This window comes from Sphaerisporangium siamense (assembly GCF_014205275.1).
Taxonomy (GTDB): domain Bacteria; phylum Actinomycetota; class Actinomycetes; order Streptosporangiales; family Streptosporangiaceae; genus Sphaerisporangium; species Sphaerisporangium siamense.
The window spans coordinates 146,596-168,872 of record NZ_JACHND010000001.1 but is presented as its reverse complement, the minus strand read 5'-3'; the positions used below and the strand labels follow the sequence as shown (position 1 = coordinate 168,872).

General features: G+C 71.7%; 28 protein-coding genes. 14 read left to right on the top strand and 14 right to left on the bottom strand.

Annotated features, from left to right (window positions below; translation table 11 throughout):
- Positions 1-334: 334 nt before the first annotated feature.
- Entirely contained in the window at positions 335-829 is a 495-nt protein-coding gene (locus BJ982_RS00765; protein ID WP_184875579.1) for a Fur family transcriptional regulator, read from the top strand.
- Positions 830-1,015: 186 nt separating this feature from the next.
- Here the strand turns inward: BJ982_RS00765 and BJ982_RS00760 are convergent, their stop codons facing one another.
- Positions 1,016-1,264 carry a hypothetical protein gene (locus tag BJ982_RS00760; RefSeq protein ID WP_184875577.1) on the bottom strand — a complete coding sequence of 83 codons (249 nt, stop codon included), beginning with the start codon at positions 1,262-1,264 and terminating at the stop codon, positions 1,016-1,018.
- Between the two features lie 5 nt (positions 1,265-1,269).
- On the opposite strand from BJ982_RS00760, the gene BJ982_RS00755 reads away from it, so the two are divergent.
- On the top strand, positions 1,270-1,692 hold the full coding sequence (locus tag BJ982_RS00755) for a type II toxin-antitoxin system VapC family toxin (RefSeq protein ID WP_184875575.1): 423 nt from the start codon (positions 1,270-1,272) through the stop codon (positions 1,690-1,692).
- 126 nt (positions 1,693-1,818) lie between these two features.
- Positions 1,819-2,925 carry a CAF17-like 4Fe-4S cluster assembly/insertion protein YgfZ gene (gene ygfZ / locus BJ982_RS00750; protein ID WP_184875573.1) on the top strand — a complete coding sequence of 369 codons (1,107 nt, stop codon included), beginning with the start codon at positions 1,819-1,821 and terminating at the stop codon, positions 2,923-2,925.
- Between the two features lie 105 nt (positions 2,926-3,030).
- Here ygfZ and dtd read toward each other — a convergent pair whose 3' ends face one another.
- A complete protein-coding gene (gene dtd, locus BJ982_RS00745; protein WP_184875571.1) occupies positions 3,031-3,456 on the bottom strand; it encodes a D-aminoacyl-tRNA deacylase in 426 nt (141 codons plus the stop codon).
- Between the two features lie 110 nt (positions 3,457-3,566).
- Here dtd and BJ982_RS00740 point away from each other — a divergent pair, with 110 nt between their 5' ends.
- A complete protein-coding gene (locus BJ982_RS00740; RefSeq protein ID WP_184875569.1) occupies positions 3,567-4,523 on the top strand; it encodes an asparaginase in 957 nt (318 codons plus the stop codon).
- A gap of 41 nt (positions 4,524-4,564) precedes the next feature.
- On the opposite strand, the gene BJ982_RS00735 is transcribed toward BJ982_RS00740, so the two are convergent.
- The 8 genes from BJ982_RS00735 to BJ982_RS00700 form a co-directional block, all read right to left on the bottom strand.
- Complete coding sequence (locus BJ982_RS00735) at positions 4,565-6,196, bottom strand: DUF2207 domain-containing protein (protein ID WP_184875567.1); 1,632 nt, start codon at positions 6,194-6,196, stop codon at positions 4,565-4,567.
- Between the two features lie 88 nt (positions 6,197-6,284).
- Entirely contained in the window at positions 6,285-6,617 is a 333-nt protein-coding gene (locus BJ982_RS00730; RefSeq protein ID WP_184875565.1) for a DUF2516 family protein, read from the bottom strand.
- A 258-nt stretch (positions 6,618-6,875) separates the two neighbouring features.
- On the bottom strand, positions 6,876-7,325 hold the full coding sequence (locus BJ982_RS00725) for a hypothetical protein (RefSeq protein WP_184875563.1): 450 nt from the start codon (positions 7,323-7,325) through the stop codon (positions 6,876-6,878).
- A 3-nt stretch (positions 7,326-7,328) separates the two neighbouring features.
- Positions 7,329-7,811, bottom strand: coding sequence for a helix-turn-helix domain-containing protein (locus tag BJ982_RS00720; RefSeq protein ID WP_184875561.1), 483 nt, complete (start codon positions 7,809-7,811; stop codon positions 7,329-7,331).
- Positions 7,812-7,881: 70 nt separating this feature from the next.
- A complete protein-coding gene (locus BJ982_RS00715; protein WP_184875559.1) occupies positions 7,882-8,808 on the bottom strand; it encodes a M56 family metallopeptidase in 927 nt (308 codons plus the stop codon).
- Entirely contained in the window at positions 8,805-9,161 is a 357-nt protein-coding gene (locus BJ982_RS00710) for a BlaI/MecI/CopY family transcriptional regulator (protein WP_184608353.1), read from the bottom strand. Before BJ982_RS00710 ends, BJ982_RS00715 begins: the two co-directional genes overlap by 4 nt.
- A 106-nt stretch (positions 9,162-9,267) precedes the next feature.
- Complete coding sequence (locus tag BJ982_RS00705; protein ID WP_184875557.1) at positions 9,268-10,272, bottom strand: SDR family oxidoreductase; 1,005 nt, start codon at positions 10,270-10,272, stop codon at positions 9,268-9,270.
- Positions 10,269-11,333, bottom strand: a complete 1,065-nt coding sequence (locus BJ982_RS00700; RefSeq protein WP_184875555.1) for a substrate-binding domain-containing protein — start codon at positions 11,331-11,333, stop codon at positions 10,269-10,271. Before BJ982_RS00700 ends, BJ982_RS00705 begins: the two co-directional genes overlap by 4 nt.
- A gap of 78 nt (positions 11,334-11,411) precedes the next feature.
- Between BJ982_RS00700 and BJ982_RS00695 the strand changes: the two genes are divergently transcribed.
- Both BJ982_RS00695 and BJ982_RS00690 read left to right on the top strand, forming a co-directional pair.
- Positions 11,412-12,032 carry a TetR-like C-terminal domain-containing protein gene (locus BJ982_RS00695; RefSeq protein ID WP_184875553.1) on the top strand — a complete coding sequence of 207 codons (621 nt, stop codon included), beginning with the start codon at positions 11,412-11,414 and terminating at the stop codon, positions 12,030-12,032.
- A gap of 2 nt (positions 12,033-12,034) precedes the next feature.
- Positions 12,035-12,550, top strand: a complete 516-nt coding sequence (locus tag BJ982_RS00690) for an O-acetyl-ADP-ribose deacetylase (protein WP_184888279.1) — start codon at positions 12,035-12,037, stop codon at positions 12,548-12,550.
- A gap of 4 nt (positions 12,551-12,554) precedes the next feature.
- On the opposite strand, the gene BJ982_RS00685 is transcribed toward BJ982_RS00690, so the two are convergent.
- Together BJ982_RS00685 and BJ982_RS00680 are read right to left on the bottom strand one after the other, a co-directional pair.
- On the bottom strand, positions 12,555-13,373 hold the full coding sequence (locus BJ982_RS00685; RefSeq protein ID WP_239123028.1) for a class I SAM-dependent methyltransferase: 819 nt from the start codon (positions 13,371-13,373) through the stop codon (positions 12,555-12,557).
- Positions 13,370-14,110, bottom strand: a complete 741-nt coding sequence (locus BJ982_RS00680) for an SDR family NAD(P)-dependent oxidoreductase (RefSeq protein ID WP_184875551.1) — start codon at positions 14,108-14,110, stop codon at positions 13,370-13,372. The genes BJ982_RS00685 and BJ982_RS00680 overlap by 4 nt, the downstream gene beginning before the upstream one ends.
- Before the next feature lie 243 nt (positions 14,111-14,353).
- Between BJ982_RS00680 and mshA the strand changes: the two genes are divergently transcribed.
- The 3 genes from mshA (at position 14,354) to BJ982_RS00665 (ending at position 16,998) form a co-directional block, all read left to right on the top strand.
- Positions 14,354-15,643, top strand: a complete 1,290-nt coding sequence (mshA, locus tag BJ982_RS00675; protein WP_275411692.1) for a D-inositol-3-phosphate glycosyltransferase — start codon at positions 14,354-14,356, stop codon at positions 15,641-15,643.
- Positions 15,644-15,699: 56 nt separating this feature from the next.
- Positions 15,700-16,188, top strand: coding sequence for a type III secretion system chaperone family protein (locus BJ982_RS00670; RefSeq protein ID WP_184875547.1), 489 nt, complete (start codon positions 15,700-15,702; stop codon positions 16,186-16,188).
- 66 nt (positions 16,189-16,254) lie between these two features.
- Positions 16,255-16,998 carry a phosphoglyceromutase gene (locus tag BJ982_RS00665; protein ID WP_184875545.1) on the top strand — a complete coding sequence of 248 codons (744 nt, stop codon included), beginning with the start codon at positions 16,255-16,257 and terminating at the stop codon, positions 16,996-16,998.
- 61 nt (positions 16,999-17,059) lie between these two features.
- Here BJ982_RS00665 and phoU read toward each other — a convergent pair whose 3' ends face one another.
- Positions 17,060-17,719, bottom strand: a complete 660-nt coding sequence (gene phoU / locus BJ982_RS00660) for a phosphate signaling complex protein PhoU (RefSeq protein ID WP_184875543.1) — start codon at positions 17,717-17,719, stop codon at positions 17,060-17,062.
- A 106-nt stretch (positions 17,720-17,825) separates the two neighbouring features.
- On the opposite strand from phoU, the gene BJ982_RS00655 reads away from it, so the two are divergent.
- Positions 17,826-19,010 carry a sensor histidine kinase gene (locus BJ982_RS00655; protein WP_239123039.1) on the top strand — a complete coding sequence of 395 codons (1,185 nt, stop codon included), beginning with the start codon at positions 17,826-17,828 and terminating at the stop codon, positions 19,008-19,010.
- A 5-nt stretch (positions 19,011-19,015) separates the two neighbouring features.
- Positions 19,016-19,696 (top strand): response regulator, encoded by a 681-nt coding sequence (locus BJ982_RS00650; protein ID WP_507763466.1) that lies wholly within the window; start codon positions 19,016-19,018, stop codon positions 19,694-19,696.
- 77 nt (positions 19,697-19,773) lie between these two features.
- Here the strand turns inward: BJ982_RS00650 and BJ982_RS00645 are convergent, their stop codons facing one another.
- The gene (locus BJ982_RS00645; RefSeq protein WP_239123029.1) at positions 19,774-20,403 is read right to left on the bottom strand and encodes a copper chaperone PCu(A)C; all 630 of its coding nucleotides are present in this window, start codon (positions 20,401-20,403) and stop codon (positions 19,774-19,776) included.
- A gap of 263 nt (positions 20,404-20,666) precedes the next feature.
- Here BJ982_RS00645 and BJ982_RS00640 point away from each other — a divergent pair, with 263 nt between their 5' ends.
- The 3 genes from BJ982_RS00640 (at position 20,667) to BJ982_RS00630 (ending at position 22,128) form a co-directional block, all read left to right on the top strand.
- The gene (locus tag BJ982_RS00640; protein ID WP_114028347.1) at positions 20,667-21,149 is read left to right on the top strand and encodes a CarD family transcriptional regulator; all 483 of its coding nucleotides are present in this window, start codon (positions 20,667-20,669) and stop codon (positions 21,147-21,149) included.
- A 2-nt stretch (positions 21,150-21,151) separates the two neighbouring features.
- Positions 21,152-21,655 carry a 2-C-methyl-D-erythritol 2,4-cyclodiphosphate synthase gene (gene ispF, locus BJ982_RS00635; protein WP_184875537.1) on the top strand — a complete coding sequence of 168 codons (504 nt, stop codon included), beginning with the start codon at positions 21,152-21,154 and terminating at the stop codon, positions 21,653-21,655.
- 197 nt (positions 21,656-21,852) lie between these two features.
- Positions 21,853-22,128 carry a GlsB/YeaQ/YmgE family stress response membrane protein gene (locus tag BJ982_RS00630; RefSeq protein WP_184875535.1) on the top strand — a complete coding sequence of 92 codons (276 nt, stop codon included), beginning with the start codon at positions 21,853-21,855 and terminating at the stop codon, positions 22,126-22,128.
- Positions 22,129-22,277: the final 149 nt, after the last annotated feature.

Below are 22,277 nucleotides of genomic sequence, written 5' to 3'. Positions count from 1 at the left end.
TCACGATGGGAAGGGCCGGCTGGACCATGGGGAGAGGGGAACTCCCCCCGCCGGCTGCCCGGGGTTCCGGTGTCTGCCTTGGATTACGCCGGACGCCACCAGTGCCCGGGAGGGCACGACGTCTGGACGGAAGGTCCTGACTTGGCGCGTCCTAGCGGACAGCCACCTCGCTAGCCCAATAATGACTAACCATTGTTCGGACCACCTCCCTTCTGCGTGCTTCGCAGGCTATGCGAGCAGTTCCGCACAAGCAAGCGATTAACCGGCCGCCCGGACTCCCGGCGCGGGCGTCGCGCGGATCTCATCGCCGGGCCGTTGCTCGTAGACTCGATGCATGACCGGGACCCGGGAAACAGGTCAGGCGCGGCACGGGCAGCAGACTCAGCAGGCGCACCAATCGCGCGAGCCCCATCAGGCAGGGCAGACGTGGCACGAGGAACTTCGCGCGCGCGGCTACCGCGTCACCCCGCAACGCCAGCTCGTGCTGGAGGCGGTGACCCGGCTCGGCCACGCCACCCCCGAGGACATCTGCGCCGCGGTGCAGGAGACCGCGCGCGGCGTCAACATCTCCACCGTCTACCGCACCCTCGAACTGCTCGAACAGCTCGGCATGGTCACCCACACCCACCTCGGCCACGGCGCCCCCACCTACCACCTGGCCAGCGAGGCCGACCACGTCCACCTGGTCTGCCGCGGCTGCGGCGAGATCACCGAGATCAGCCCCACCCTGGTGGGCGACCTGGTGACCACCCTCGACAAAGAACTGGGCTTCGAAACCGACGTCCAACACCTCACCATCTTCGGCCGCTGCCGCACCTGCCGCCCCTGACCGCAGAACCCAGTCCAGGGAAAGGCCCTCGCCTCCGGCTCGGACCGCGTTTCCCAGGGGGACCTTCGGTTCCTCTTCGACCCCCAGTCGAGGGGACACCCCTCGAACTCCCCACGTACAGGCCCCAATCATCTGGGGTGAATGTCTGTGCCGGGATCCTGGGCTGCTCACCCTTCTTGCATGGGATCAGAGCGTAAACTCGACGGCATGACGGCGCCGCAGGAAGAGTACGAAGATCTTCATCGGCTGATCGACCAGCTCAGGCCGGATCAGGTGCGTGAAGAACGTGCGCGTCTCCTCCAGTTGGTCCACTCGCGTACCGAAGAGCCGGAACTGGGACCAGATGGCCTGCCCACACTTTTCGGCGCCTTCCGAGCAGGGCGAAGCGACGCCTCTGAACAGGTGGAAGAAATCCTCGCGGAGGGTTACGGTCACGAAGCGTGATCGTTGTCGACACCGGCCCGATCGTGGCCGCGACCTTCCAGGACGACAAGAACCATCAGCGGTGCGTCCAGGCATTCATGCGACTCCGCGTTGCCAAGCGCCCGCTGCTCGTCCCCAGCTTCGTCGCCGGTGAAAGCTGTTACATGCTCGGCAAGCTCGGCGGCTCCAAGGCAGAGGCGGCGTTCCTCCGGCTGCTTGAGTCCGGCTGGTTCCGGATTGTCGATCTCACCGAGTCCGACCTCGCGAGGATCGCAGTCCTGGTCGAGCGATATCACGATCTTCCCCTGGGGGCCGCGGACGCCTCAGTGGTCGCCGTGGCGGAGCGCATGCGGGTGACCGAAGTGGCCACTGTCGACGTCCGCCACTTCTCCGTGGTCCGGCCTGTACATACTCACGCGTTCACCCTGATTCCCGCGTAGACCATCTGTCCGTACGGCACCGTGACCAAGTTCTGGCTCGCGTGGCCCCGCGCGGTACTCGCCGAGGTGTATCGGGTCCACGCGCCTGCGGATCACAATCCGCGGGCGTCAGACTAGCCTGAAGACATGCGAAGCCCTTTGTTGGACAGGTCGGGTGCGGTGGCGGGCGAGGTGCCCGATGAGAGTGTCGCCGCGCATTACGGGGAGCCGTACGCCGAGCAGCGGGCGCTCGCGGCGGGGCGGGCTCTGGTGGACCGCAGTGACCGTGAGGTGGTCCGGATCACCGGGCCCGACCGGCTCAAGTGGCTGAACGATCTCAGCTCGCAGAAGCTCGACACGCTGGCTCCCGGTGTTCCGGCGCAGACGTTGTTCCTGGACGCGCAGGGGCGGGTGGAGCACCATCTGACGCTCGTGGACGACGGGACGTCCGTCTGGGGGCACGTCGAGCCGGGCGCGTCGGCGGCGTTGATCGCCTGGCTGGAGAAGATGCGGTTCATGCTGCGCGTCGAGGTCGCCGATGAGACCTCCGCGTACGCGGTCGTGACCGTCGCGCCTCCGCGTCCCGCCACGGCGTCGTCCTACAGTTCGCCTTCCTTGGACGGCTCCGGAGAGGAGAGTGCGCCGGTCGCGGTGCCTGAGGGGGCGATCGCCATCGAAGGGGATCTTCTGGTGCCTCGGGAGCGGCTGGCGGGGCTGCCCGAGGAACTGGGGCTTGGCCTGGCGGGGCTGTGGGCGTACGAGGCGTTGCGGGTCGAGGCGCATCTGCCGCGCGCCGGGTTCGAGACCGACCACAAGACGATCCCGCACGAGCTGGGATGGATCGGCGCGGCCGTTCACCTGTCGAAGGGCTGCTACCGGGGTCAGGAGACCGTCGCGCGGGTCCACAACCTCGGGCACCCGCCGCGCCGCCTGGTGTTCCTGCACCTGGACGGCAGCGTGGACACCCTGCCGCCGCACGGGGCGCCGGTCACCCTCGGCGTCGGCTCGCCCGTCGAGGCCGAGCCCGAGGCCGCGACCGAGGGCAGCGCCGAGCCGGGCCAGATCGGCTTCGTCGGCACCGCGGTGCGCCACTACGAGCTGGGGCCGATCGCGCTGGCGCTGGTCAAGCGCACGGTGCCGGTCGACATCGCCCTGCTGGCGGGCGGCGTCGCCGCGACCCAGGAGGTCATCGTCCCCCCGGACGCCGGCCGGAACGTGAAGATCGACCCGGCCCTGCGCCGCCGGATCCGCTGACACCGGCTTCTCGGGTCGCGCCGGCCACGATGACGCCAGGGTCGTGAGATGGCCGGGTCGTCCTGGAGCGCCGCTTCGGGGCCGCCCGGTCGCCGCCGGACGCGGTCAGATGTCGATGATCAGGGTGATGGGGCCGTCGTTGACGAGGTGGACCTTCATGTCGGCGCCGAAGACGCCGGTCTCCACGCGGGCGCCGAGGGCGCGCAGTTCGGTGACGACCGCGTCGACCAGCGGCTCGGCCACGGGGCCGGGCGCCGCCGCCTGCCAGGTGGGGCGGCGGCCCTTCCTGGCGTCGCCGTAGAGGGTGAACTGGCTGACGACCAGCAGGGGCGCGCCGATGTCCGAGCAGGATTTCTCGCCGGACAGGACGCGCAGGCCCCACAGCTTGGCGGCCAGCTTGGCGGCCTCGGCCGGGCCGTCGGAGTGGGTCACGCCCACCAGCACGAGCAGGCCGGGCTCGTCGATCGCCCCGACCGTCCGCCCGTCGACGACCACCGACGCGGACGCCACCCGCTGCACCACCGCACGCATGGTCCCCGATTCTCCCATCGAGTGAGGATGCCCGCGAACCCGGGCGGAACGCGGTGGGTCGGGCTACGCCATAGTTCCTTCGTACACTTTGCGGGCGGAAGGAGACAAAGGTGTCGCTTGACCCGTTGACTGTGGAAATCGTTCGTTCTGGGTTTGTGGAGTCCGTCCACCGGGCGCGGGTGTTCGCGCTGGACGCCGAGGGGAAGCCGGTCGCGGTGCACGGCGACGTCGCCGCCGCGGCGTCGCCCCGATCGTCGATGAAGCCGATGCAGGCCCTCGGCATGCTCCGCGCCGGGCTCGGCCTGGACGGCGAACTGCTCGCCCTCGCCTGCGCGAGCCACGCGGGGGAGGAGTTCCACGTCGAGGGGGTCGCCAAGATCCTCTCCGGCGCGGGCCTGGACGAGAGCGCGCTCCGGTGTCCCGAGGACCTGCCGCTCGACACGCAGGCCGCCCACCGGGTGATCCGTGCGGGCGGCGGACCCGCCCGGATCACCATGAACTGCTCCGGCAAGCACGCCGCGATGCTCGCCACCTGCGTCGTCAACGGCTGGCGGACCGACGACTACCGTCACCCCGCCCATCCCCTGCAGCGGGCCATCCGTGCGACGACCGAAGAGCTGACGGGCGAGCGGATCGCGGCGACCGGCGTGGACGGCTGCGGCGCGCCGCTGTTCTTCGCCTCCATGGCCGGGGTCGCGCGGGCGTTCCGCGCGTTCACGCTGGCCGCGCCGGGCACCCACGAGCGCCGCATCGCCGACGTGATGCGCGCCCACCCCGAGTGGACGTCCGGCACCAGGCGTCCGGAGGCCGCGCTGATGCGGGCCGTCCCCGGGCTGATGCTCAAGGCGGGCGCGGAGGCGTTCGACGCGTTCGCGTACGAGGACGGCCGCGCCGCCACCGTGAAGATCGAGGACGGCGGCCAGCGGGCGCGGACGCCGGTGACGGTCGCCGTGCTGCGCGCGCTCGGGCTCGGCCTGGACTCCCCGGAGCTGGACGCCCTCGGGACCCCGCCGCAGTACGGCGGCGGGGCGCCGGTGGGGGAGATCCGCGTCCGCGGCCAGGTGTGAGCCGGGGCCGGCAGCGAGATCGGTCAGCCCGTCGTACCGGGTCAGAGTGAGCGGCGGAACGGGCGGGAGGCGGAGATCGCGCCCGAGGTGGTGAGCGTGAACGTGCGCATCGAGTCGGCGAACTTGGTCAGGTCCCACTCGGCGGGGCCCTGGTACCAGTACAGGTGGTCGGCCTGCCGCCCGTCGCCGTCGATCGAGGAGACGACCCGCGCCCAGCGGTCCACGTTGTCGAAGACGACCGCGTACGGCAGGTAGCGCGAGAACAGCTCGATCCGCTGCGCCGCGGGCACCTCGCCGATCTCGCCGCCGGCCAGGTAGTCGCGGAAGCCGAGCGTGTGGGCCAGCGCCGTGGAGCCGCGCGCGGTCTTGGCCGGCATGTACTGCCCGCCCACCGCCAGCGCCGCGCCCGCGATGATCAGGGCGAGGCCGAGCAGCCCGTAGGTGGTGAACCAGGCCAGCAGCACGGTCGCCAGCACGCCGAGGACGGCGACGGTCACGCCGAGCGTGGTCCAGCGGGTGCGCACCGAGTCGGGGCGGCGGGCGAACCAGCCCTGGGCGACGACGTCGCGGTACAGCGCGTCCCGCACCCGGCCGAGCCGCGAGGCGAACGAGCCGTGGAGCTGGGACAGCAGCACCGCCTTGCGCCCGTCGAAGATGGCCAGGTACAGGGCCCGTTCGTAGTCGAGCAGCTCGTCCAGGCGGGCGTCCGGCACCTTGACGAGCATCCAGTCGGGGGCGTCGTAGGCGCCGCGCGGCTGCTCGTCGATGCGGACGTAGCCGCGTACGGCCAGGTCGACGATGGTGGCGGTCACGTCGACCACGTCGGCCTGCTCGTCGATCAGCGTGCCGATCTGCCCGGGGCGCACGCCGTCCGGCGGGGCGAACCGGCCGTCGCGCACCGCGGTGACCCGGCCGCCGGACTCGTGGTCGATGATGCGGGCGTCCCTGCCCTGCAGCCGGTGCAGCAGGACGACCCCGCCGAGCAGCAGCACCAGCAGCCCGCCGAGCGCGCCGCCGGTGACGGGGCTGACGGTGAAGGCGGTCGCGAGGTCGAAGCGCCGTTCGAGGATGGGTTTGCCGCCGCTCGCCCCCTTGGGGAACCCGGCGACGACGGTGAGGGCCTGGGACGGGCCGAGGCCGGACTGCTGGTATTCCGCCTGCAGGCCGCTCTCGCTCGTCATGGACGCCGCGGTGCAGCCGGTGGCGGAGGTGATGTCCCCGGCGAAGCACGACAGGTTGGTCATGGGGGCGGGGCCGGTCAGCCGGACGACGGCCTCCTTGACCGGGGCGGACCAGCCGTTCACGGCGTACCAGCGCAGCTCCTCGCCGTCGCTGAGCGGCGTGACGGCCCCGGCGACGTCGTACTCGACGGTCGCGCTGCCGTTCCCCTTGAGGGTGATGACGTCGCCGGACAGGGCGCCGTCGCCCTTGAAGCCGGTGATCCGGTACACGCGGTCGTTGCCGTCGTCGTACCGGGTGCGGGTGAGAAGGGTGCGGCGCACCTGGCCGGTGAAGGAGATCTGCTCCTTGACGTGCAGCATGCCGCCCGCGCGCAGTTCGACGGTGACGTCCGTTCTGTTCACGCTGTCGGCCGCGGCGTGGGCGGCGGGCGCGGCGGCGAGGACGCTCAGCGCGGCGAGGGCGAGCGTCAGCCGACGGGCGAGATCAACCATGGCGTGTGAGCCTAGCGGCCCGCACGGCATCAGGAGTGGTACATCGATGGGCGAATGCCCGCGAACAGGACGGCAGGGAGGGTTCAGATCACCATGGTCCGTACGGCCCGCTACCGCCGCCCTTGCCGATCTCTCCGACGGCCGGCTTGACGTCGGCCAGGTAGACGCCCGCGCCGATGACCGAGGCGACCGTGAAGATGCTCAGCACCGACAGCCCGCCCCAGCCGACGACGGCGGCGAACGTGAACAGGCTGGCGAGGCCGAGGATCACCAGCCAGAGCGGCTTCTTCAGCTTGCCTGCCAGGGCGAAGGCGCGTGCCGGGGTCTTGAGCGCGTGGAACAGGGCCCAGGCGCACAGCCCGAACGCCGCGATGGCGAGCACCAGGAAGATGAGGTCCAGGGCGCCGTAGATCTGAAACATGGCCTCTCCAAGGTCACGTGTTCGACGGGATTCAGCCTAGCCCCGAACGGAGGACGTCCGACCGGCCCCGGCGATCGCCGCGACCTGGTCCGAACGCGTGGGGCGTGAGGATCGCCGAACTGTGTAAGGACGGTGCGGGGACGACGACAGGGCATGGACAGGACAACGCAAGGACGGAGACAACGACACCGGGACAACGCGTTCGGCCCGCTCCGAAGTTCCGGAGCGGGCCGAACGGCTGGCGCGGACGCGCCGGTGTCAGCGCTTGGCGCCCGTGGAGCGGGTGCCGGTCGTCCTGCGGGTCTGGCCCTGGGCGCGGGAGGCGGTCGCGGGCTCGGCGGAGGTGGAGACCTCCTCCAGCTCCAGGGCGGCCTCGCCGGTCACCCTGCCGACGACCTTGCGGCCGCGCGTGGCGAAGTCCTCGTACAGTTCGGCGGCCTTGGCACTGATCGTGTCGGCGTACTCCCTGGCCTTGCCGGGAAGGTCGCGGGCGACGGCCTCGGCCTTGACCTGCACGTTCTCGGCGTACTTGCGGGCGATTCCGGGAAGCTCGCGCGCGGTGGCGCCCGCCTCGGAGCGGCGGGACTGCAGGCGATGGAACTGCTCGGGCAGTTCGCGCAGCTTCTCCACCGCGAAGTCGCCCGCGCCGGCGACGGCGTAGAACGGCTTGGACTCGGCGAGCCTCTTGACCTCGTCGTTGATAGGCATGGGTTAACCTTCCTTGGGTTCCGGTTGAATGCGGCCGCTCCGCGCGGAGGTCGCACCCTCCTCGTCGGGAACCGCGTCGGCCACCAGAGGCTCCGATCCGGCCTGGGCGTCCTGGTCCGTCTGCCCGGTCCGGGTCGGGGTCTCGGCGCGGTTCTCCTTGCGGAACGACTCGTAGATGTCGGTCAGCACCTGGCGTTGCCGCTCGCTGAGGCCGCGGTCGGCCCTGATCGCGGCGAGCACGTCGCTGTCGGGCTCACGATCCTCGATGAGCCCGGCCTGCACGTACAGCGCCTGCGACGAGATGCGCAGGCCCTTGGCGATCTGGTTCAGGATCTCCGCGCTCGGCTTGCGCAGACCCCGCTCGATCTGGCTCAGGTACGGGTTGGACACACCCGCCTGAGTGGCGAGCTGGCGCAGGGAGATCTTCGCCTGCTTCCGCTGATCGCGGATGTACTCGCCGATCGAGCCGACCTTGGGTAGTTCCATGCCTCCAGTCTGCAACACGCTGCTTGCAATTGCAAACACGCTGGCTAACGGTTGCAAGCACCGGGCCGGATCAGCCGGGGTAGATCCACAGGAGCGGCGCCGAGGCGGACAGCAGCACGGAGAAGGTGACCAGGCTGTAGCGGAAGCGCCGCGGCAGCTCGGCGCGCGGCTTGATCAGGCGGTTCACCCGGGCCATGACCTGCTCGCCCGCCGCGCCGAGCGCGCCGTTCGGCGCGGGGACCGCGTCCGCCGTGCCGAACCGCAGCAGCGCGGTCGCCAGGCGGCGCGGCGAGCAGTAGCGGCGCGCCCGGTCGTCGGCGGCCATCTCGACCAGCAGGGCGACCGAGGAGTGCGCGTCGCGCACCACGCGCAGCCAGGGAAGCGCCCACCGCAGCGCGACGAACGGCAGCAGCACCAGATCGTGCCGTTCGCGCACGTGGGCGGTCTCGTGGGCGAGCACCGCCCGCAGCTCGTCCGGGTGGAGCAGGGAGAGCGTGCCGGCGCTGACCACGACCTCCGAGCGCAGGCCCGGCAGGCAGTACGCCGCCGCGCCGGGGTGGTCGACCACGCGCACGCCCGGCACGCCCGGGTCGTCGCGGGCGATCAGGGACAGCAGGGCGCGGTGGCGCCGCCGGGCGCGCAGCGTCTGCGCCCCGGCCCCGAGCAGGATGGCCACGAGCACGGCGAGCAGCGTGAGCCCGGCCACGAGGGCGGTGACGCGGGGCAGGTCGTAGGGCTGGATCAGGCCGAGGCCCATGCCGAAGGAGATGGCCGAGTCGGCGAAGGCGTGCAGGCCGTACACGACGCCCTCGCCGTAGGGTTCGAGCGCGTAGGCGAGCATCGCGCCGACGGTGGCGAGGCCCCAGGTGACGCCGAGGGACTGCCAGAGCAGGATGGCCGAGCGCGGGGCCCGCCAGGGCCAGCGCGCGGAGGTGAGTCGCCAGGCTCCGAACGCGCACGCGACGGCGAGCACGGTCAGGACGGCGGCCATGATCACTCTTCTTCCAGCTCCGTGAGTGCTTTGCGCAGGATTTCGGCCTCGGAGCCCGAGACCGTCTGGGCGAAGCGCGTGAGCGCCGCCGAACGGTCCCCGGTCATGTCGAGTGCTTCCAGCATAAGCTCCGCGACGTACGCGTCACGGCTCGCCGCCGGAGCGTAGCGCCATGCCCGGCCGTCGCGGGTGCGGTTCAGAAAACCTTTTCGGGTCAATCGGTCGAGAACGGTCATCACCGTGGTCGGGGCGAGATCCCGATCGGCGATGAGGCGGCCGACCTCCCTGGCGGTGAGGGGGCCCTCGTGGGCCCAGAGGATATCCATGATGCTGCGTTCAAGCTCGCCGAGACCCTTCACGCAGGCAAGCCTACCTTGGGTAGTACTACGTCGTGTAGAGGGTCGGCCGGGGCGCGCGCCCCGGCCTGCGGGAAGACCGGCTCCCCTTCTCGCGGGCCAGGGACGCTCACGCCGCGACCCGCCGCGTCAGCAGGCTCTCGGCGCACTCGGCGATGGTGTCGTCGAGCGGGCGGGGGGCCCAGCCGAGCGCCGTGCGGGCGGCCGTGGTCGCGTAGTCGGTGCGCACGCCGAGCTCGTCGATCACCTGCCGCAGTTCGGGATCGAACAGCGCGGCCAGCCGCACGGCGAAGTCCGGCAGCCGCCGGGACGGCACGCGCGCGGCGGCCGGGCCGAGGCGGGCGCGCAGCACCTCGGCGATCTGGGTCATCCACCGGAACCCGGCGTCGGCGATGAACCGGCCGCCCGCCGCCGCGGGCTCGGTCATGGCGCGGACGTGCAGCGCCGCCACGTCGCGCACGTCGACCAGCGAGAAGCCGAGCCGCGGCAGGCCGGGCATGGCCCCGTCGAGCAGCCGCGACACCGCGAGCACCGAGTACGACAGGTGCGGGCCGATCACCGGGCCGATCATCGTGCTCGGCGCGAGCGTGACCAGCGAGCCGCGCGCGCCCCGCTCGGCGACGAACTCCCAGGCCGCGCGCTCGGCGAGGATCTTGGACCGCACGTAGGCGCGGCTCCGGGCGGGATCGGCCCAGTCCGTCTCGTCCAGCACCCCGCCGCGCGCCGGCCGTCCGTGCCCGACGGTCGAGCTTGAGGAGGTCAGCACGACGCGCGTGACCCCGGCGCCGGCCGCGGCCCGCAGCACCCGCAGCGTCCCGTCGCGCGCCGGCCGCACCAGCGCGTCGGGGTCCTTCGGCGCGGCGCGCGGGAAGGGGGAGGCCACGTGCAGCACATAGGCGCAGCCGTCGGCGGCGCGCTCCCAGCCCTCGTCGGAGCCGAGGTCGGCCCGCACGACGCTCAGCCGCGACCGGTCCTCCGCCAGGGCGAGCACCTCGCCGGCGCGGGCGAGGTCGCGGACGGTCGCCCTGACCTCGTACCCCTGGTCCAGCAGCTCGCGGACGCACCAGCCGGCGAGGTAGCCCGTCCCGCCGGTCACCAGCACCGTGGCGGTCACGACGGCACGCCGCACGCGCCGTCGGGCATGGGCAGGAAGCCGTGGTCGCGGATGTCGCGCCGCGCGACCGGGCTCGCGCACAGCCACGAGCCCGGCCCGGAGAACAGGCGGGCGAGCTTGGGCGGCACCGTGCCGTCGGCGTCCTTGCGTACCGCGACCCACTCGGTGATCCGCAGCGACTCCGGCAGGCCCGCCACGCCGGGCACCTGGCCGAGGTTGATCTCCACGCGCCCGGTGGCCGGGTCGCGCACGGTGGGCGCGACCCCGCCGACCAGGCCGAGCCGCAGGTCCCCGTGGACGTCCGCGCGGTGGTGGACGGTCTGGCCGATGTACTTGCCGATCGAGTAGAAGACCAGGGCGTTCGGGTTGTCCTTCACCTCGGGAGTGGTGCCGTCGTCCTGCTGGGTGACGCCGACGCAGTCCCCGACGCGCTCGACGCCGACGAGGTGACGCAGCAGCCCGACCAGGCCCGGCCCGCGTTCGGGCAGGTAGACGTCGATGGTCTCCCGCGAGGTGCCGCCGACCTGGTCCCAGCGCACGGCGTCGCACTCCAGGATGTCGGCGACCTGCTGGACGGTCAGCGAGGCCGGCGCGTTGCCGCTCTCGTTCGACGCCCAGGACAGGCCGTCCCGCGCGACCGGGTAGAAGACCGCGTCGGCCGGGGCGCCGGGGGAGCGCGGGGCCACGGAGCGGGCGAAGTCCAGGCAGGGGCTGCCGTCGGCGGCGGTGCCGCGCGTGGCGAGCGCCGCGATGCCGGGGGAGGAGCCGTTCGGGCGGGGGATCGGCGCGCATCCGGGCTTGGGGGTGATGGTCGGTGTGCCGGTGGCCCAGTGGTTCACGACGCGGCCCCGTGCGGCGGGGCCGCGGTTGTGGTGCCGGGCCAGCTTGTCGAACAGGACCTCGGTGGTGTCGCTGCCGACGCCGACGACCAGGTCGGCGCGGGACGAGGCGGACGAGCTGGACGCGGACGCCTGCGCCGCCGGGGCCGTCAGGGTGATCGCGGCCACGGCACAGGCCGCCGCGCCGAGGGTGCGGCCCATGCGCCGCTGCTGTGTGATCATAGGGCTATGTGTACAGTCGTAAATGTACGACTGTCAACCTATCGATCCCGGCAAGATCCAAGGGGTAGACTCCGGACGATGACCGCTGGTAGCCGTCCCCGCAGCAAGAGGGGCTCGGGTGAGGAACTGCGCGAGGCCCTGCTCGCGACGACGGCCGCGCTGCTCGACGCCGGCCAGGACGTCGAGAGCCTGTCGGTGCGCACGGTGACCTCCGCGACCGGCGTCAGCCCGACCGCCCTGTACCTGCACTTCGCCGACCTGACCGAGCTCGTGCGCACGCTGAAGGTCCGCATCATGCGCGAGCTGAGCGCCCGGCTGCGCGCCGCGGCCGAGCCGCACCCCGGCGACGTGCGCGCCCGCCTGCGCGCCATGGCCCGCGCCTACCTGCGCTTCGCCGAGGAGCATCCCGGCCACTACGCGGCCGTCTTCCACGTCGGCCCGCCGCGCACGGGGGCGGCCCCGCCCGACGAGGTGATCCGTGCCGGGTTCGAGGCCTTCCAGCCGTTGCAGGACGCCGTCGCCGAGGCCCTGCGCGAACGTTCCGGCCGCGAGACCACCCCGGAGCAGGCGTTCGAGGTGACCTGCGGGCTCTGGTTCGGCCTCCACGGGCGCGCCCACCTCGGCGCCGCGATGCCGTGGCTCACGCTGCCCGCCGAGGACGCCTACGTGGACCGGCTCGTCCGCGGGGAAGTGGGGTGACCATGGAGATCACGCTGATTCAGGGGGACATCACCGAGCAGGCGGTGGACGCCGTCGTCAACGCGGCCAACTCGTCGCTGATGGGCGGCGGGGGCGTGGACGGCGCCATCCACCGGCGCGGCGGCCCCGCGATCCTGGAGGAGTGCCGCGCGCTGCGGGCCTCCCGGTACGCCGACGGGCTGCCCACCGGGCAGGCGGTCGCGACCACGGCCGGGCGGCTGCCCGCGCGCTGGGTCGTCCACACCGTCGGCCCGGTGTACGCCCGGTCGGAGGACCGCTCGCCCCTGCTCGCCTCCTGCCACGTCGAGTCCCTGAAGGTCGCCGACACGCTCGGCGCCGCGACCGTCGCCTTCCCCGCGATCTCGACCGGCGTCTACGGCTGGCCCATGGACGACGCGGCCCGCATCGCCCTCACCACCGTCCGCCAGGCGTCCACCAGCGTGACCGAGGTACGTTTCGTCCTGTACGACGCCGAAGCGTACGCCGCGTTCACGCGGGCACGCGACGCCCTCGGCTGAGCCTTCACCGCTCCGGCGCCAGAGCGTCCCACGGGATCGTCAGTTCGCCGAGCCGCCAGCGTGCCCGGCCGCCCAGCGGGGGAGCCGTGGCGACCGGCCAGTCGGCCGTCAGCCGTTCCACCGCGGCGATCCACCGGGAGCGCTGACCGTAGGCGCCGTACGGCGCGGCCACGTCCCAGGCGTGGTCGAAGTCGCGGAGGAAGGCGTGCACGCGCTCGCCGGGCACGTTGCGGTGGATCAGCGTCTTCGGGAGCCGCTCGGCGAGGTCGGAGGGGCGCGTGAAGCCGGTCAGGCGCGTGGACAGGGTGAGCGTGCGCGGCCCGCGGGCGTCCAGCGCCACCCAGGCGGCCCGGTGGCCGATCTCCGAGCACGTGCCCTCGACGATCACCCCGCCGGGGGCGAGGCGGTCGCGCAGCAGGTCCCACGCCTGCCACGCCTGCGCCTCGCCGTACTGCCTGAGCACGTTGAAGGCCCGCACGATCAGCGGCGGCCGCGCGACGGGCAGCTCGAAGCCGCCGAGGACGAACGACAGCCCCTCCCGCTCGTGCGCCCTGGCCACCGCGACGCGGATCGGGTCGATCTCGACGCCCACCACCTCGACGTCGGGCCGCACGCGGCGCAGCCGGGCGAACATCTCCGACGTCGTCACCGGCGAGGCGCCGTACCCGAGGTCCACGACCAGGGGACGCGGGGCCGACCGCAGCAGCGGGCCGTACACGGCCGTGACCCACCGGTCGGACCTGCGCAGCCGGTTGTGCCCCGTCGTGCCGCGGGTGATCTCGCCCACGGGGCGCCGGCGGCCCCGCGTCCCTTCAGCGATCACGACACCCGGTGCACCTTGTGCTGCGCGGCCTGGGCGCGCGGGCGGATCACCAGGCGGTCGACGTTGACGTGCGCGGGCCGGGTGACGCACCAGGCGATCGCGTCGGCCACGTCGTCGGCCGTCAGCGGGTCGGGCACGCCCTCGTACACCTTGTCGGCGGCGGTGGCGTCGCCGCGGAAGCGGGTCAGCGAGAACTCCTCGGTGCGCACCATGCCGGGCGCCACCTCGACGACCCGTACCGGCTGCCCGACGAGCTCCAGGCGCAGCGTCTCGGCCATGGAGGTCTGCGCGTGCTTGGCCGCGCAGTAGCCGCCGCCCCCCTCGTACGACACCAGGCCCGCCACCGAGGTCAGCATCAGCAGCACCCCGTCTCCCGACTCGACCAGCTTGGGAAGCAGCGCCCGGGTCATGCGCAGCGAGCCCAGCACGTTCACCTCGTACATGCGCTGCCAGTCGTCCACCAGGCCCTCGGCCACGGACTCCAGCCCGACCGCGCCGCCCGCGTTGTTGATCAGCACGTCGCAGCGCTCCAGCGACGCCGCCAGCTCCGCCACCGACTCGTCGGAGGTGACGTCCAGCGTGACCGGGCGGATGTTCGGCACCTCCGCCGCCAGGAGTTCCAGGCGGTCCCTGCGCCTGGCGGCGGCCACGACCTGGAAACCCTCCGCCGCGAGCCTGCGCGCCGTGGCCTCGCCGATGCCGCTGCTCGCGCCCGTCACCACCGCTGTCTTGCTCATTCGCCGTCCTTATGTTCGCCTTTAAGTGCTCTGTCCTCGTGGGCCCGCCGCGAACCCGACCCTTCGCCCGGCACGCCTCCACGCTCTTCCACCACGGCGCGCCGCGTCACCGCCCCCGGCGAATCGCCGTTCGTCATCCTGCCAGCGCCCGTGGGCAGAGGTGGTATGGGACCCCTTGGGCCGGTCCTGCCGGGAATCTGGTGAAGTTTCCGACGGTTATAACCCCTCTGGAGGTGGTGTCAGGTGCCGGGATCGCCGGTCGCACGCCGGATCAGCCGGATCGCGACGATCAGTATGCACACGTCCCCGCTGGACCAGCCGGGCACCGGCGACGCCGGGGGCATGAACGTGTACGTCGTCGAGGTCGCCAAACGGCTGGCCGACCTGGGCGTCGAGGTCGAGATCTTCACCCGGCAGACCGCCAGGGACCTCCCGCCCGCCGTCGAGCTGACCCCGGGCGTGACCGTGCGCCACGTCACCGCCGGGCCGTACGAAGAACTCGACAAGGGCGACCTGCCCGGCCAGCTCTGCGACTTCCTCACCGGCGTGCTGCGCACCGAGGCCATGCACGAGCCGGGGCACTACGACCTGATCCACTCCCACTACTGGCTGTCCGGCCAGGTCGGCTGGCTGGCCAAGGAACGCTGGGGCGTCCCCCTCGTCCACACCATGCACACCATGGCCAAGGTCAAGAACGTCCTGCTGGCCAAGGGCGACCGCCCCGAGCCCGCCGCCCGCGTCGCCGGCGAGGAGCACGTCGTCGAGGTCGCCGACCGCCTGGTCGCCAACACCGACGCCGAGGCCCGCGAGCTGATCGACCTCTACGGCGCGCCCGCCGGGCGGGTGGCCGTGGTGAACCCCGGGGTCAACCTGGAGGTGTTCCAGCCCGCGTCCAAGGGCGCCGCCCGCCACCGCCTCGGCCTCCCGCAGGGCGCCCACGTCATGCTCTTCGTCGGCCGCATCCAGCCCCTCAAGGCCCCCGACGTCCTGCTCAGGGCCGCCGCCCGCATGCTGCGCGACGACCCCTCGCTGCGCTCCCGCCTGGTCATCGCCTGCGTCGGCGGGCCGAGCGGCAACGGGCTCGACCAGCCCTCCTACCTCACCGACCTCGCCGCCGAACTCGGCATCTCCGACGTCGTACGGCTCGCGCCGCCCGCGCCCCAGCACGAACTGGCCGACTGGTACCGCGCCGCCGACGTCACCGTCGTCCCCTCCTACAACGAGTCGTTCGGCCTCGTCGCCCTGGAGTCACAGGCCTGCGGCACCCCGGTGGCCGCCGCCAGGGTCGGCGGCCTGCGCACCGCCGTCAAGCACGGCGTGTCCGGCCTGCTCATCGACGGGCACGAGCCGCACGCCTGGGCCGCCGCGCTGCGCCGCTTCGTCGACCGTCCCCTCTGGCGCGACACCATGGCCGCGAACGCCAGCGCGCACGCCGCCCGCTTCGGGTGGCCGGCCACCGCCGCCCGCCTGATGGAGGTCTACACCGCCGCCCTCGCCCGGCACCACTCCCTGCTGACCACCGCGCGGACCTGATTACATGACCGGGTAGAAAAGGTGTGGCCGGGTTTCGAGCGGGGAGTGTGCACGCCATGGATCACGAGGCCGTCGTCGAGTCCGCCCTGAAGGCGGCGGAGGTCGCCTACGAACGCCCGAAGCCCGGGGCGTTCCTGGTGAAGCTGCCCGGGCACCACAAGCTCGCCACGATGACCTGGCTCACCGTCTCGGCGCAGGCCCTGCACGTCGAGGCGTTCTTCTGCCGCAGGCCCGACGAGAACCACGTCGAGTTCTACCGCTGGCTGCTGACCAAGAACGGGTCGATGTACGGCGTCCACTTCGCCCTGGACGCCGTCGGCGACGTCCACCTCGTCGGGCGCCTGCCCCTGGAGGCCGTCTCGGTGGCCGAGATCGACCGCGTGCTCGGCTGCGTCCTCACCTACGCCGACGAGTGGTTCGACCGCGCGCTGGAGCTGGGGTTCGCCTCCTCCATCCGCCGCGAGTGGGAATGGCGCGTGAAGCGGGGCGAGTCGCTGGCCAACCTGCGCGCCTTCGAGCACGTCGTCGGCAGATCGGACGGCTGAGCGCGGCCCGTCTCACCAGGTGTGCGCCCGCTACGGGCCCGCGCCGCAGACCCTAAGCTTGGGCGCATGGCTACTTTGGTGCTATTGCGGCACGGCGAGAGCGAGTGGAACGCGAAGGGCCTGTTCACCGGATGGGTCGACGTCGCCCTCTCGCCCACAGGCGAGGAGGAGGCCCGGCGCGGCGGCAGGCTCCTGGTGGAGGCCGGTCTGCGTCCCGACGTGGTGCACACCTCCGTCCTGACCCGCGCCATCCAGACCGCCAACCACGCCCTGGGCGCGGCCGGGCTGTCGTGGCTCCCCGTCTCCCGGTCCTGGCGGCTCAACGAGCGCCACTACGGCGCGCTCCAGGGCAAGAACAAGGCGCAGACCCGCGAGGAGTTCGGCGACGAGCAGTTCACGCTGTGGCGCCGCTCCTACGACGTGCCGCCCCCGCCCCTGGCGGACGACGACGAGTTCTCGCAGGTCGGCGACGCCAGGTACGCCCAGCTTCCGCCCGAGCTCCTGCCGCGCACCGAATGCCTGAAGGACGTCGTCGGCCGCATGCTGCCGTACTGGTACGACGCCATCGTCCCCGAGCTCGCCGCCGGCCGCACCCCCCTGGTGGTGGCGCACGGCAACTCGCTGCGCGCCCTGGTCAAGCACCTGGACGGCGTCGGCGACGAAGAGATCGCCAAGCTCAACATCCCCACCGGCATCCCCCTGCGCTACGAGCTCGACGCCGAGTTCAAGCCGGTCAAGGCCGGAGGCGAGTACCTCGACCCGGCGGCCGCGGAGGCCGCCATCCAGGCCGTCGCCAACCAGGGCCGCTAGCCCCTCACGCACACAAGGAAGCCCCGGACGCCGCCGTCCGGGGCTTCTTCGCGTCCACGGGTCACGACGCCGCGTCGTCGTCCTCGCGGCTGCCGGTGACCAGGTAGACCACGTCCCGGGCGACCCGGACGGCGTGGTCGGCGTACCGCTCGTAGTAGCGGCCGACGAGCGTGATGTCGATGGCCGGCTCGATGCCGTGCCGCCAGTCCTTGGCCAGCAGCACGCGGAACAGCCGGCGGTGCAGCCGGTCCATGGCGTCGTCGTCCTCGTCGAGCTCCTTGGCCAGCTCGATGTCGCGCGTCGCGATGCAGCTCCCGGTCTTGGTGACCAGGCGTTCGGCGATCTGCCCCATCTCCAGAATCGTGTCCCGCACCTCGGCGGGGATCGCCGAGTCCGGGTGGCGCATCCGGGCGATCTTCGCCACATGTTCGGCGAGGTCGCCCATGCGCTCCAGGTCGCCGCCCATCCGCAGGGCGGTGATCGCCGTGCGCAGGTCCACGGCGACGGGCTGCTGCGTGGCCATCAGCTCGAAGATGGAGGTCTCGATCTCCGCGTACAGCCGGTTGACCTCGGCGTCGTGGGAGATCACGCTCTCGGCGAGCTGCAGGTCGGCGTCCAGCAGGGCGGTGGTCGCCCGGGAGATGGCGGAGCGTACCAGGTTGGTCATCTGCAGCAACCGGTCGTTCAGAGCGTTGAGTTCTTCGTGGAAGGCATCGCGCATGCGGCTCACGCTACGCGCGCGTGCATGAACGAACCACGTCCGAAAGATGAACTCTCCGGGAAAGACCCACTTGGGGGGGTCTGGCCAGGGAAGAGTCCCGCCTACCCTGGAGGGCGTGAGTGAGATCGTGACGAGCCTGGCCGCTCTGGCGGGGTTTGTTGTCGGGGCGATCGCGATGATGGCGGTGCGTCCGCGCGACCGTGCGCGGGCCGACGTCGTCGAGAACTCCGACAGCACCCTGCCCCAGGGCGTGGCCTCCGTGCTCGCCGTGCTGCCGTCCTCGGCGGTGGTCCTCGACCGTGACGACCGTGTGCTGCGCGCGAGCTCGGCCGCCCGCGCGTTCGGGCTGGTCAAAGGAGATCACCTCATGGCCGCCGAGCTGCTGGCGCTGGCGCGCCAGGTGCGCAGGGACGGCGAGATCCGTGAGAGCGAGTTCGAGGTCGCCGGGCACAAGTTCGGCCTGGAGGCCACCACCTTCGCCGTCCGCGTCGCCCCCCTCGGCACCCACGGGCAGGTGCTCGTCCTCGCCGAGGACCAGACCGAGCGCCGCCGCGTCGAGGCCGTGCGCCGCGACTTCGTCGCCAACGTCAGCCACGAGCTCAAGACGCCCGTCGGGGCGCTGAGCCTGCTGGCCGAGACCATCCAGGACGCCGCGGAGGACCCCGTCGCCGTCACCCGGTTCGCCGGGCGCATGCAGCACGAGGCCGCCCGCCTCACCTACCTCGTCCAGGACCTGATCACCCTGTCCCGCATCCAGGGCGGCGAGCCCATCCCGACCCCGGGCTGCGTGCCGGTCGACGAGGTCGTCCACGAGGCCATCGACCGCTGCAACACCAAGGCCGCCGCCAAGGAGATCGTCCTCGTCGCGGGCGGCACCGAGGGGCTGCGCGTCTGGGGCGACGACGAACTGCTGGTCACCGCGCTGCGCAACCTGATCGACAACGCCGTCGCCTACAGCCCCGAGAGCACCCGCGTGGTCGTCAGCGCCAGGCCCGCCGGGGACGTCGTCGAGGTCAGCGTCAGCGACCAGGGCATCGGCATCCCGGAGAGCTCGCTGGAGCGGATCTTCGAGCGGTTCTTCCGCGTCGACGCCGCGCGCTCGCGCGCCACCGGCGGCACCGGCCTCGGCCTAGCCATCGTCAAGCACGTCGCCGTCGCCCACGGCGGCGAGGTGTCGGTCTGGAGCAAGGAAGGCTCCGGCTCCACCTTCACCCTCCGTCTGCCGGCTTTCGGCGGCACGGCGATCGCCGTGCCCAGCACCACATCAACCCCTCTGGAGGCCGCGAAGTGACCCGCGTGCTCGTCGTCGAGGACGAGGAGTCTTTCTCCGACGCCCTGTCCTACATGCTGCGCAAGGAAGGCTTCGAGGTCGCCGTCGCGACCACCGGGCCCGAGGCGCTCGACACCTTCGACCGCAACGGCGCCGACCTGGTCCTGCTCGACCTGATGCTTCCCGGCCTGCCGGGCACGGAGGTCTGCCGTTCCCTGCGCCAGCGCTCCAAGGTGCCGGTGATCATGCTGACCGCCAAGGACAGCGAGATCGACAAGGTCGTCGGCCTGGAGCTCGGCGCCGACGACTACGTGACCAAGCCCTTCTCCTCGCGGGAGCTGGTGGCCCGCATCCGGGCCGTCCTGCGCCGGCAGGGCGACGTCGAGGAGGTCGAGCCGGCCGTCCTGGCCGCGGGCCCGGTGCGCATGGACGTCGACCGCCACATCGTCGCCGTGCGCGGCCGGCAGGTGCAGCTCCCGCTGAAGGAGTTCGAGCTGCTGGAGGTCCTGCTGCGCAACGCGGGGCGGGTGCTGACCCGGGGCCAGCTCATCGACCGGGTGTGGGGCGCCGACTACGTGGGGGACACCAAGACCCTGGACGTCCACGTCAAGCGTTTGCGGGCCAAGATCGAGTCCGATCCGTCCAACCCGCGGTGCATCCTCACCGTCCGCGGCCTCGGTTACAAGTTCGACCCCGCGGAGGCGTGAGAGTCCTTGTAGGCGGCTCTGCGCCAGAGACGACGAGGCCCGGTGGCGTGTTCGCCACCGGGCCTTCGCGCGTGAGGTCAGCTGTCCGCGGTGGGGTCCGTGGAGGGGGTGGCCGACGGGGTCGGGGTCGGGGTGCCGGACGGCGTGGCCGAGGTGGACGGCGCGGCGCTCGGCGCCGGGGACAGGCTCGCGTACTCGCGGCTGCGCGTCACGACGGGGATCCTCATGGCGATGTCCCCGGCGTTGGAGAACCGGAGGGTGAGGGAGATGCTCTCGCCGCCCCGCAGCGGCTTCTGGACGCCTTCCAGGATGATCTGAGAGGGCCTGCCGGTGTTGACGAGCTGCCCCGGCGGCAACTGGATGGCGCCGCCCTTGACGGAGGTGGCGCTGCGGTCGTTGATCGCCACGCTCTCCAGCGTGTCGGCGCCGTCGCCGTCGTTCACCATCGAGATGTACAGCGGGACGGAGCCGCCGGAGGCGATCTGCTGCCCGGAGTCGGGGCCGAGGGCGAACGCCTGGGCGATCTTGATGCCGTTCCTGCCGTAGGTCTTGGCCGAGCCCTCACCGTCGATCAGCACGTTCGCCTCGGTCGGGGCGTACGCACTGCTGGTGTTGGCATCGGTCCCCGCTCCGCACGCGGCCAGCGCCGGGACGGCTGCGAGCAGCGCGGTGGCGATGATCACCCTGCGACGGCTGGTGCTGGTCACGGTTCGAGCTCTCCTTGATACACATGAGTATGGCCAACGGCAACCTTATCCGTGCCGTGCCATGCCTCCGGAAGCGCCCTGGCACCTGCGGCGGGGCCGCCCGAGCCGCAGGTCACCGCGCATGTCAGGACGCCGGATTCATGAGGTCGAGCAGTTGTCAAGTCCCAAATCGAGGCTTTGACCTGCAGTTATGTTGATTTCACTGTTCCGGGAGGGGACTGGCGCGTGGTATCCTGGAGGACAGCGGAAGGGGTACTTGTCACATGACTTTCCAGGTCGGCGACACTGTCGTCTACCCCCACCACGGGGCTGCTCGAATCGAAGCCATCACAACCCGCACGATAAAGGGCGAGGACAGAACCTATCTGGTGCTGAAGGTCGACAAGGGCGACCTTACCGTTCAGGTGCCGGCAGAAAACGCCGAACTCGTTGGTGTGCGTGACGTTGTAGGCCAAGAGGGTCTAGAGCGTGTCTTCGATGTTCTGCGCATGCCGCACACGGAAGAGCCAACCAACTGGTCCCGCCGCTACAAGGCCAACCTCGAGAAGCTGGCGTCCGGCGACGTCAACAAGGTGGCCGAAGTGGTGCGCGACCTTTGGCGGCGAGACAAGGAGCGCGGTCTTTCCGCGGGTGAGAAGCGCATGCTCGCCAAGGCCAGGCAGATTCTGGTCAGTGAGCTCGCCCTCGCGGAGAAGACCAATGAGGACAAGGCCGAGGCCCTGCTCGACGAGGTTCTCAACTCCTGAAAATGGAACATCCACGGGTGGGCGTCGGGGTGGACGTCCACCCGTTCGCATCGGGTCGTGAGCTCCACCTGGCCGGCCTCCACTGGCCGGGGGAGACGGGGCTCTCGGGCCACTCCGACGGCGACGCCGCCGCGCACGCGTGTTGCGACGCCCTCCTGTCGGCGGCCGGTCTCGGCGATCTCGGTGGTCTGTTCGGTACCTCCGACCCGCGCTGGGCCGGTGCGTCCGGCGTCTCCCTGCTCGAAGAGGCGGCCCGGCACGTGCGTGCGGCCGGGTTCGAGATCGGCAACCTCGCCGTACAGATCATCGGAAACCGCCCCAAACTCGCACCGCGTCGCGCCGAGGCGGAAAAAGTCCTCGGTGCGGCCGCCGGCGCTCCGGTCAGCGTGAGCGCCACCACCACCGACGGGCTCGGCCTCACCGGGCGCGGCGAAGGCGTGGCCGCGATCGCCACGGCGCTCGTTCTCCCGGTCGCGCCAACCGAAGCGGCCCCGTACACGTCCTAATAGCGGGATCCCGGAATCCGGCGGGCTCACCGGCCCGCGAGACCGGAGGACGGCGCCCCGCCAACCGGCGCGGTGCGGGGCGTCGTTCTCCCTTTACCAAGCCTTGACCAGGCACTTTTCCCTTTTATGATTAGTTGTCTTCCAGGGGGTAGCCGTCTTCACAGCGTGAAGGTGCGACCCTCTAGTGGAGGCACAAGATGACCATCGAAAGCATTCTCGGCGCTATCGTCATCGGCGCGATCATCGGCGCCCTCGGGCGCCTTGTTCTGCCCGGCCGCCAGCCCATCGGGTGGCTCGTCACGATCATCGTCGGCATCGTCGCCGCTCTGATCGGGACCGCCATCGCCCAGGTGCTGGGGGTCGAGACGACTTCCGGGATCGACTGGATCGAGATCATCCTGCAGGTCGTCGTCGCCGTGATCGGTGTCGGCCTGGTGGCCGGGATCCGTGGCCGCGGCCGCACGAGGGTCTGACCTTCAGCGGAGCGCACCGCTTCGCCCTGCCCTCGGGGGTAAGGGGATCTGCGGCAGCGGCCCGGTAGACCCGCGGGCGGTGCGATGACTCCGCCAGGAACCAGCAAGACCCGCCCGATCCTCACGGATCGGGCGGGTCTTTGTCATGC

Excerpts from the sequence above, each read along its gene's own strand:
- BJ982_RS00730 (WP_184875565.1), bottom strand. The coding sequence starts at position 6,617 with ATGTTTCAGATCTACGGCGCCCTGGACCTCATCTTCCTGGTGCTCGCC.
- ygfZ (WP_184875573.1), top strand. The coding sequence starts at position 1,819 with ATGCGAAGCCCTTTGTTGGACAGGTCGGGTGCGGTGGCGGGCGAGGTG.
- BJ982_RS00725 (WP_184875563.1), bottom strand. The coding sequence starts at position 7,325 with ATGCCTATCAACGACGAGGTCAAGAGGCTCGCCGAGTCCAAGCCGTTC.
- BJ982_RS00665 (WP_184875545.1), top strand. The coding sequence starts at position 16,255 with ATGGCTACTTTGGTGCTATTGCGGCACGGCGAGAGCGAGTGGAACGCG.
- BJ982_RS00695 (WP_184875553.1), top strand. The coding sequence starts at position 11,412 with ATGACCGCTGGTAGCCGTCCCCGCAGCAAGAGGGGCTCGGGTGAGGAA.
- BJ982_RS00720 (WP_184875561.1), bottom strand. The coding sequence starts at position 7,811 with ATGGAACTACCCAAGGTCGGCTCGATCGGCGAGTACATCCGCGATCAG.
- BJ982_RS00640 (WP_114028347.1), top strand. The coding sequence starts at position 20,667 with ATGACTTTCCAGGTCGGCGACACTGTCGTCTACCCCCACCACGGGGCT.
- BJ982_RS00680 (WP_184875551.1), bottom strand. The coding sequence starts at position 14,110 with ATGAGCAAGACAGCGGTGGTGACGGGCGCGAGCAGCGGCATCGGCGAG.
- BJ982_RS00670 (WP_184875547.1), top strand. The coding sequence starts at position 15,700 with ATGGATCACGAGGCCGTCGTCGAGTCCGCCCTGAAGGCGGCGGAGGTC.
- BJ982_RS00700 (WP_184875555.1), bottom strand. The coding sequence starts at position 11,333 with ATGATCACACAGCAGCGGCGCATGGGCCGCACCCTCGGCGCGGCGGCC.
- dtd (WP_184875571.1), bottom strand. The coding sequence starts at position 3,456 with ATGCGTGCGGTGGTGCAGCGGGTGGCGTCCGCGTCGGTGGTCGTCGAC.
- phoU (WP_184875543.1), bottom strand. The coding sequence starts at position 17,719 with ATGCGCGATGCCTTCCACGAAGAACTCAACGCTCTGAACGACCGGTTG.
- BJ982_RS00630 (WP_184875535.1), top strand. The coding sequence starts at position 21,853 with ATGACCATCGAAAGCATTCTCGGCGCTATCGTCATCGGCGCGATCATC.
- ispF (WP_184875537.1), top strand. The coding sequence starts at position 21,152 with ATGGAACATCCACGGGTGGGCGTCGGGGTGGACGTCCACCCGTTCGCA.
- BJ982_RS00735 (WP_184875567.1), bottom strand. The coding sequence starts at position 6,196 with ATGGTTGATCTCGCCCGTCGGCTGACGCTCGCCCTCGCCGCGCTGAGC.
- BJ982_RS00690 (WP_184888279.1), top strand. The coding sequence starts at position 12,035 with ATGGAGATCACGCTGATTCAGGGGGACATCACCGAGCAGGCGGTGGAC.
- BJ982_RS00765 (WP_184875579.1), top strand. The coding sequence starts at position 335 with ATGACCGGGACCCGGGAAACAGGTCAGGCGCGGCACGGGCAGCAGACT.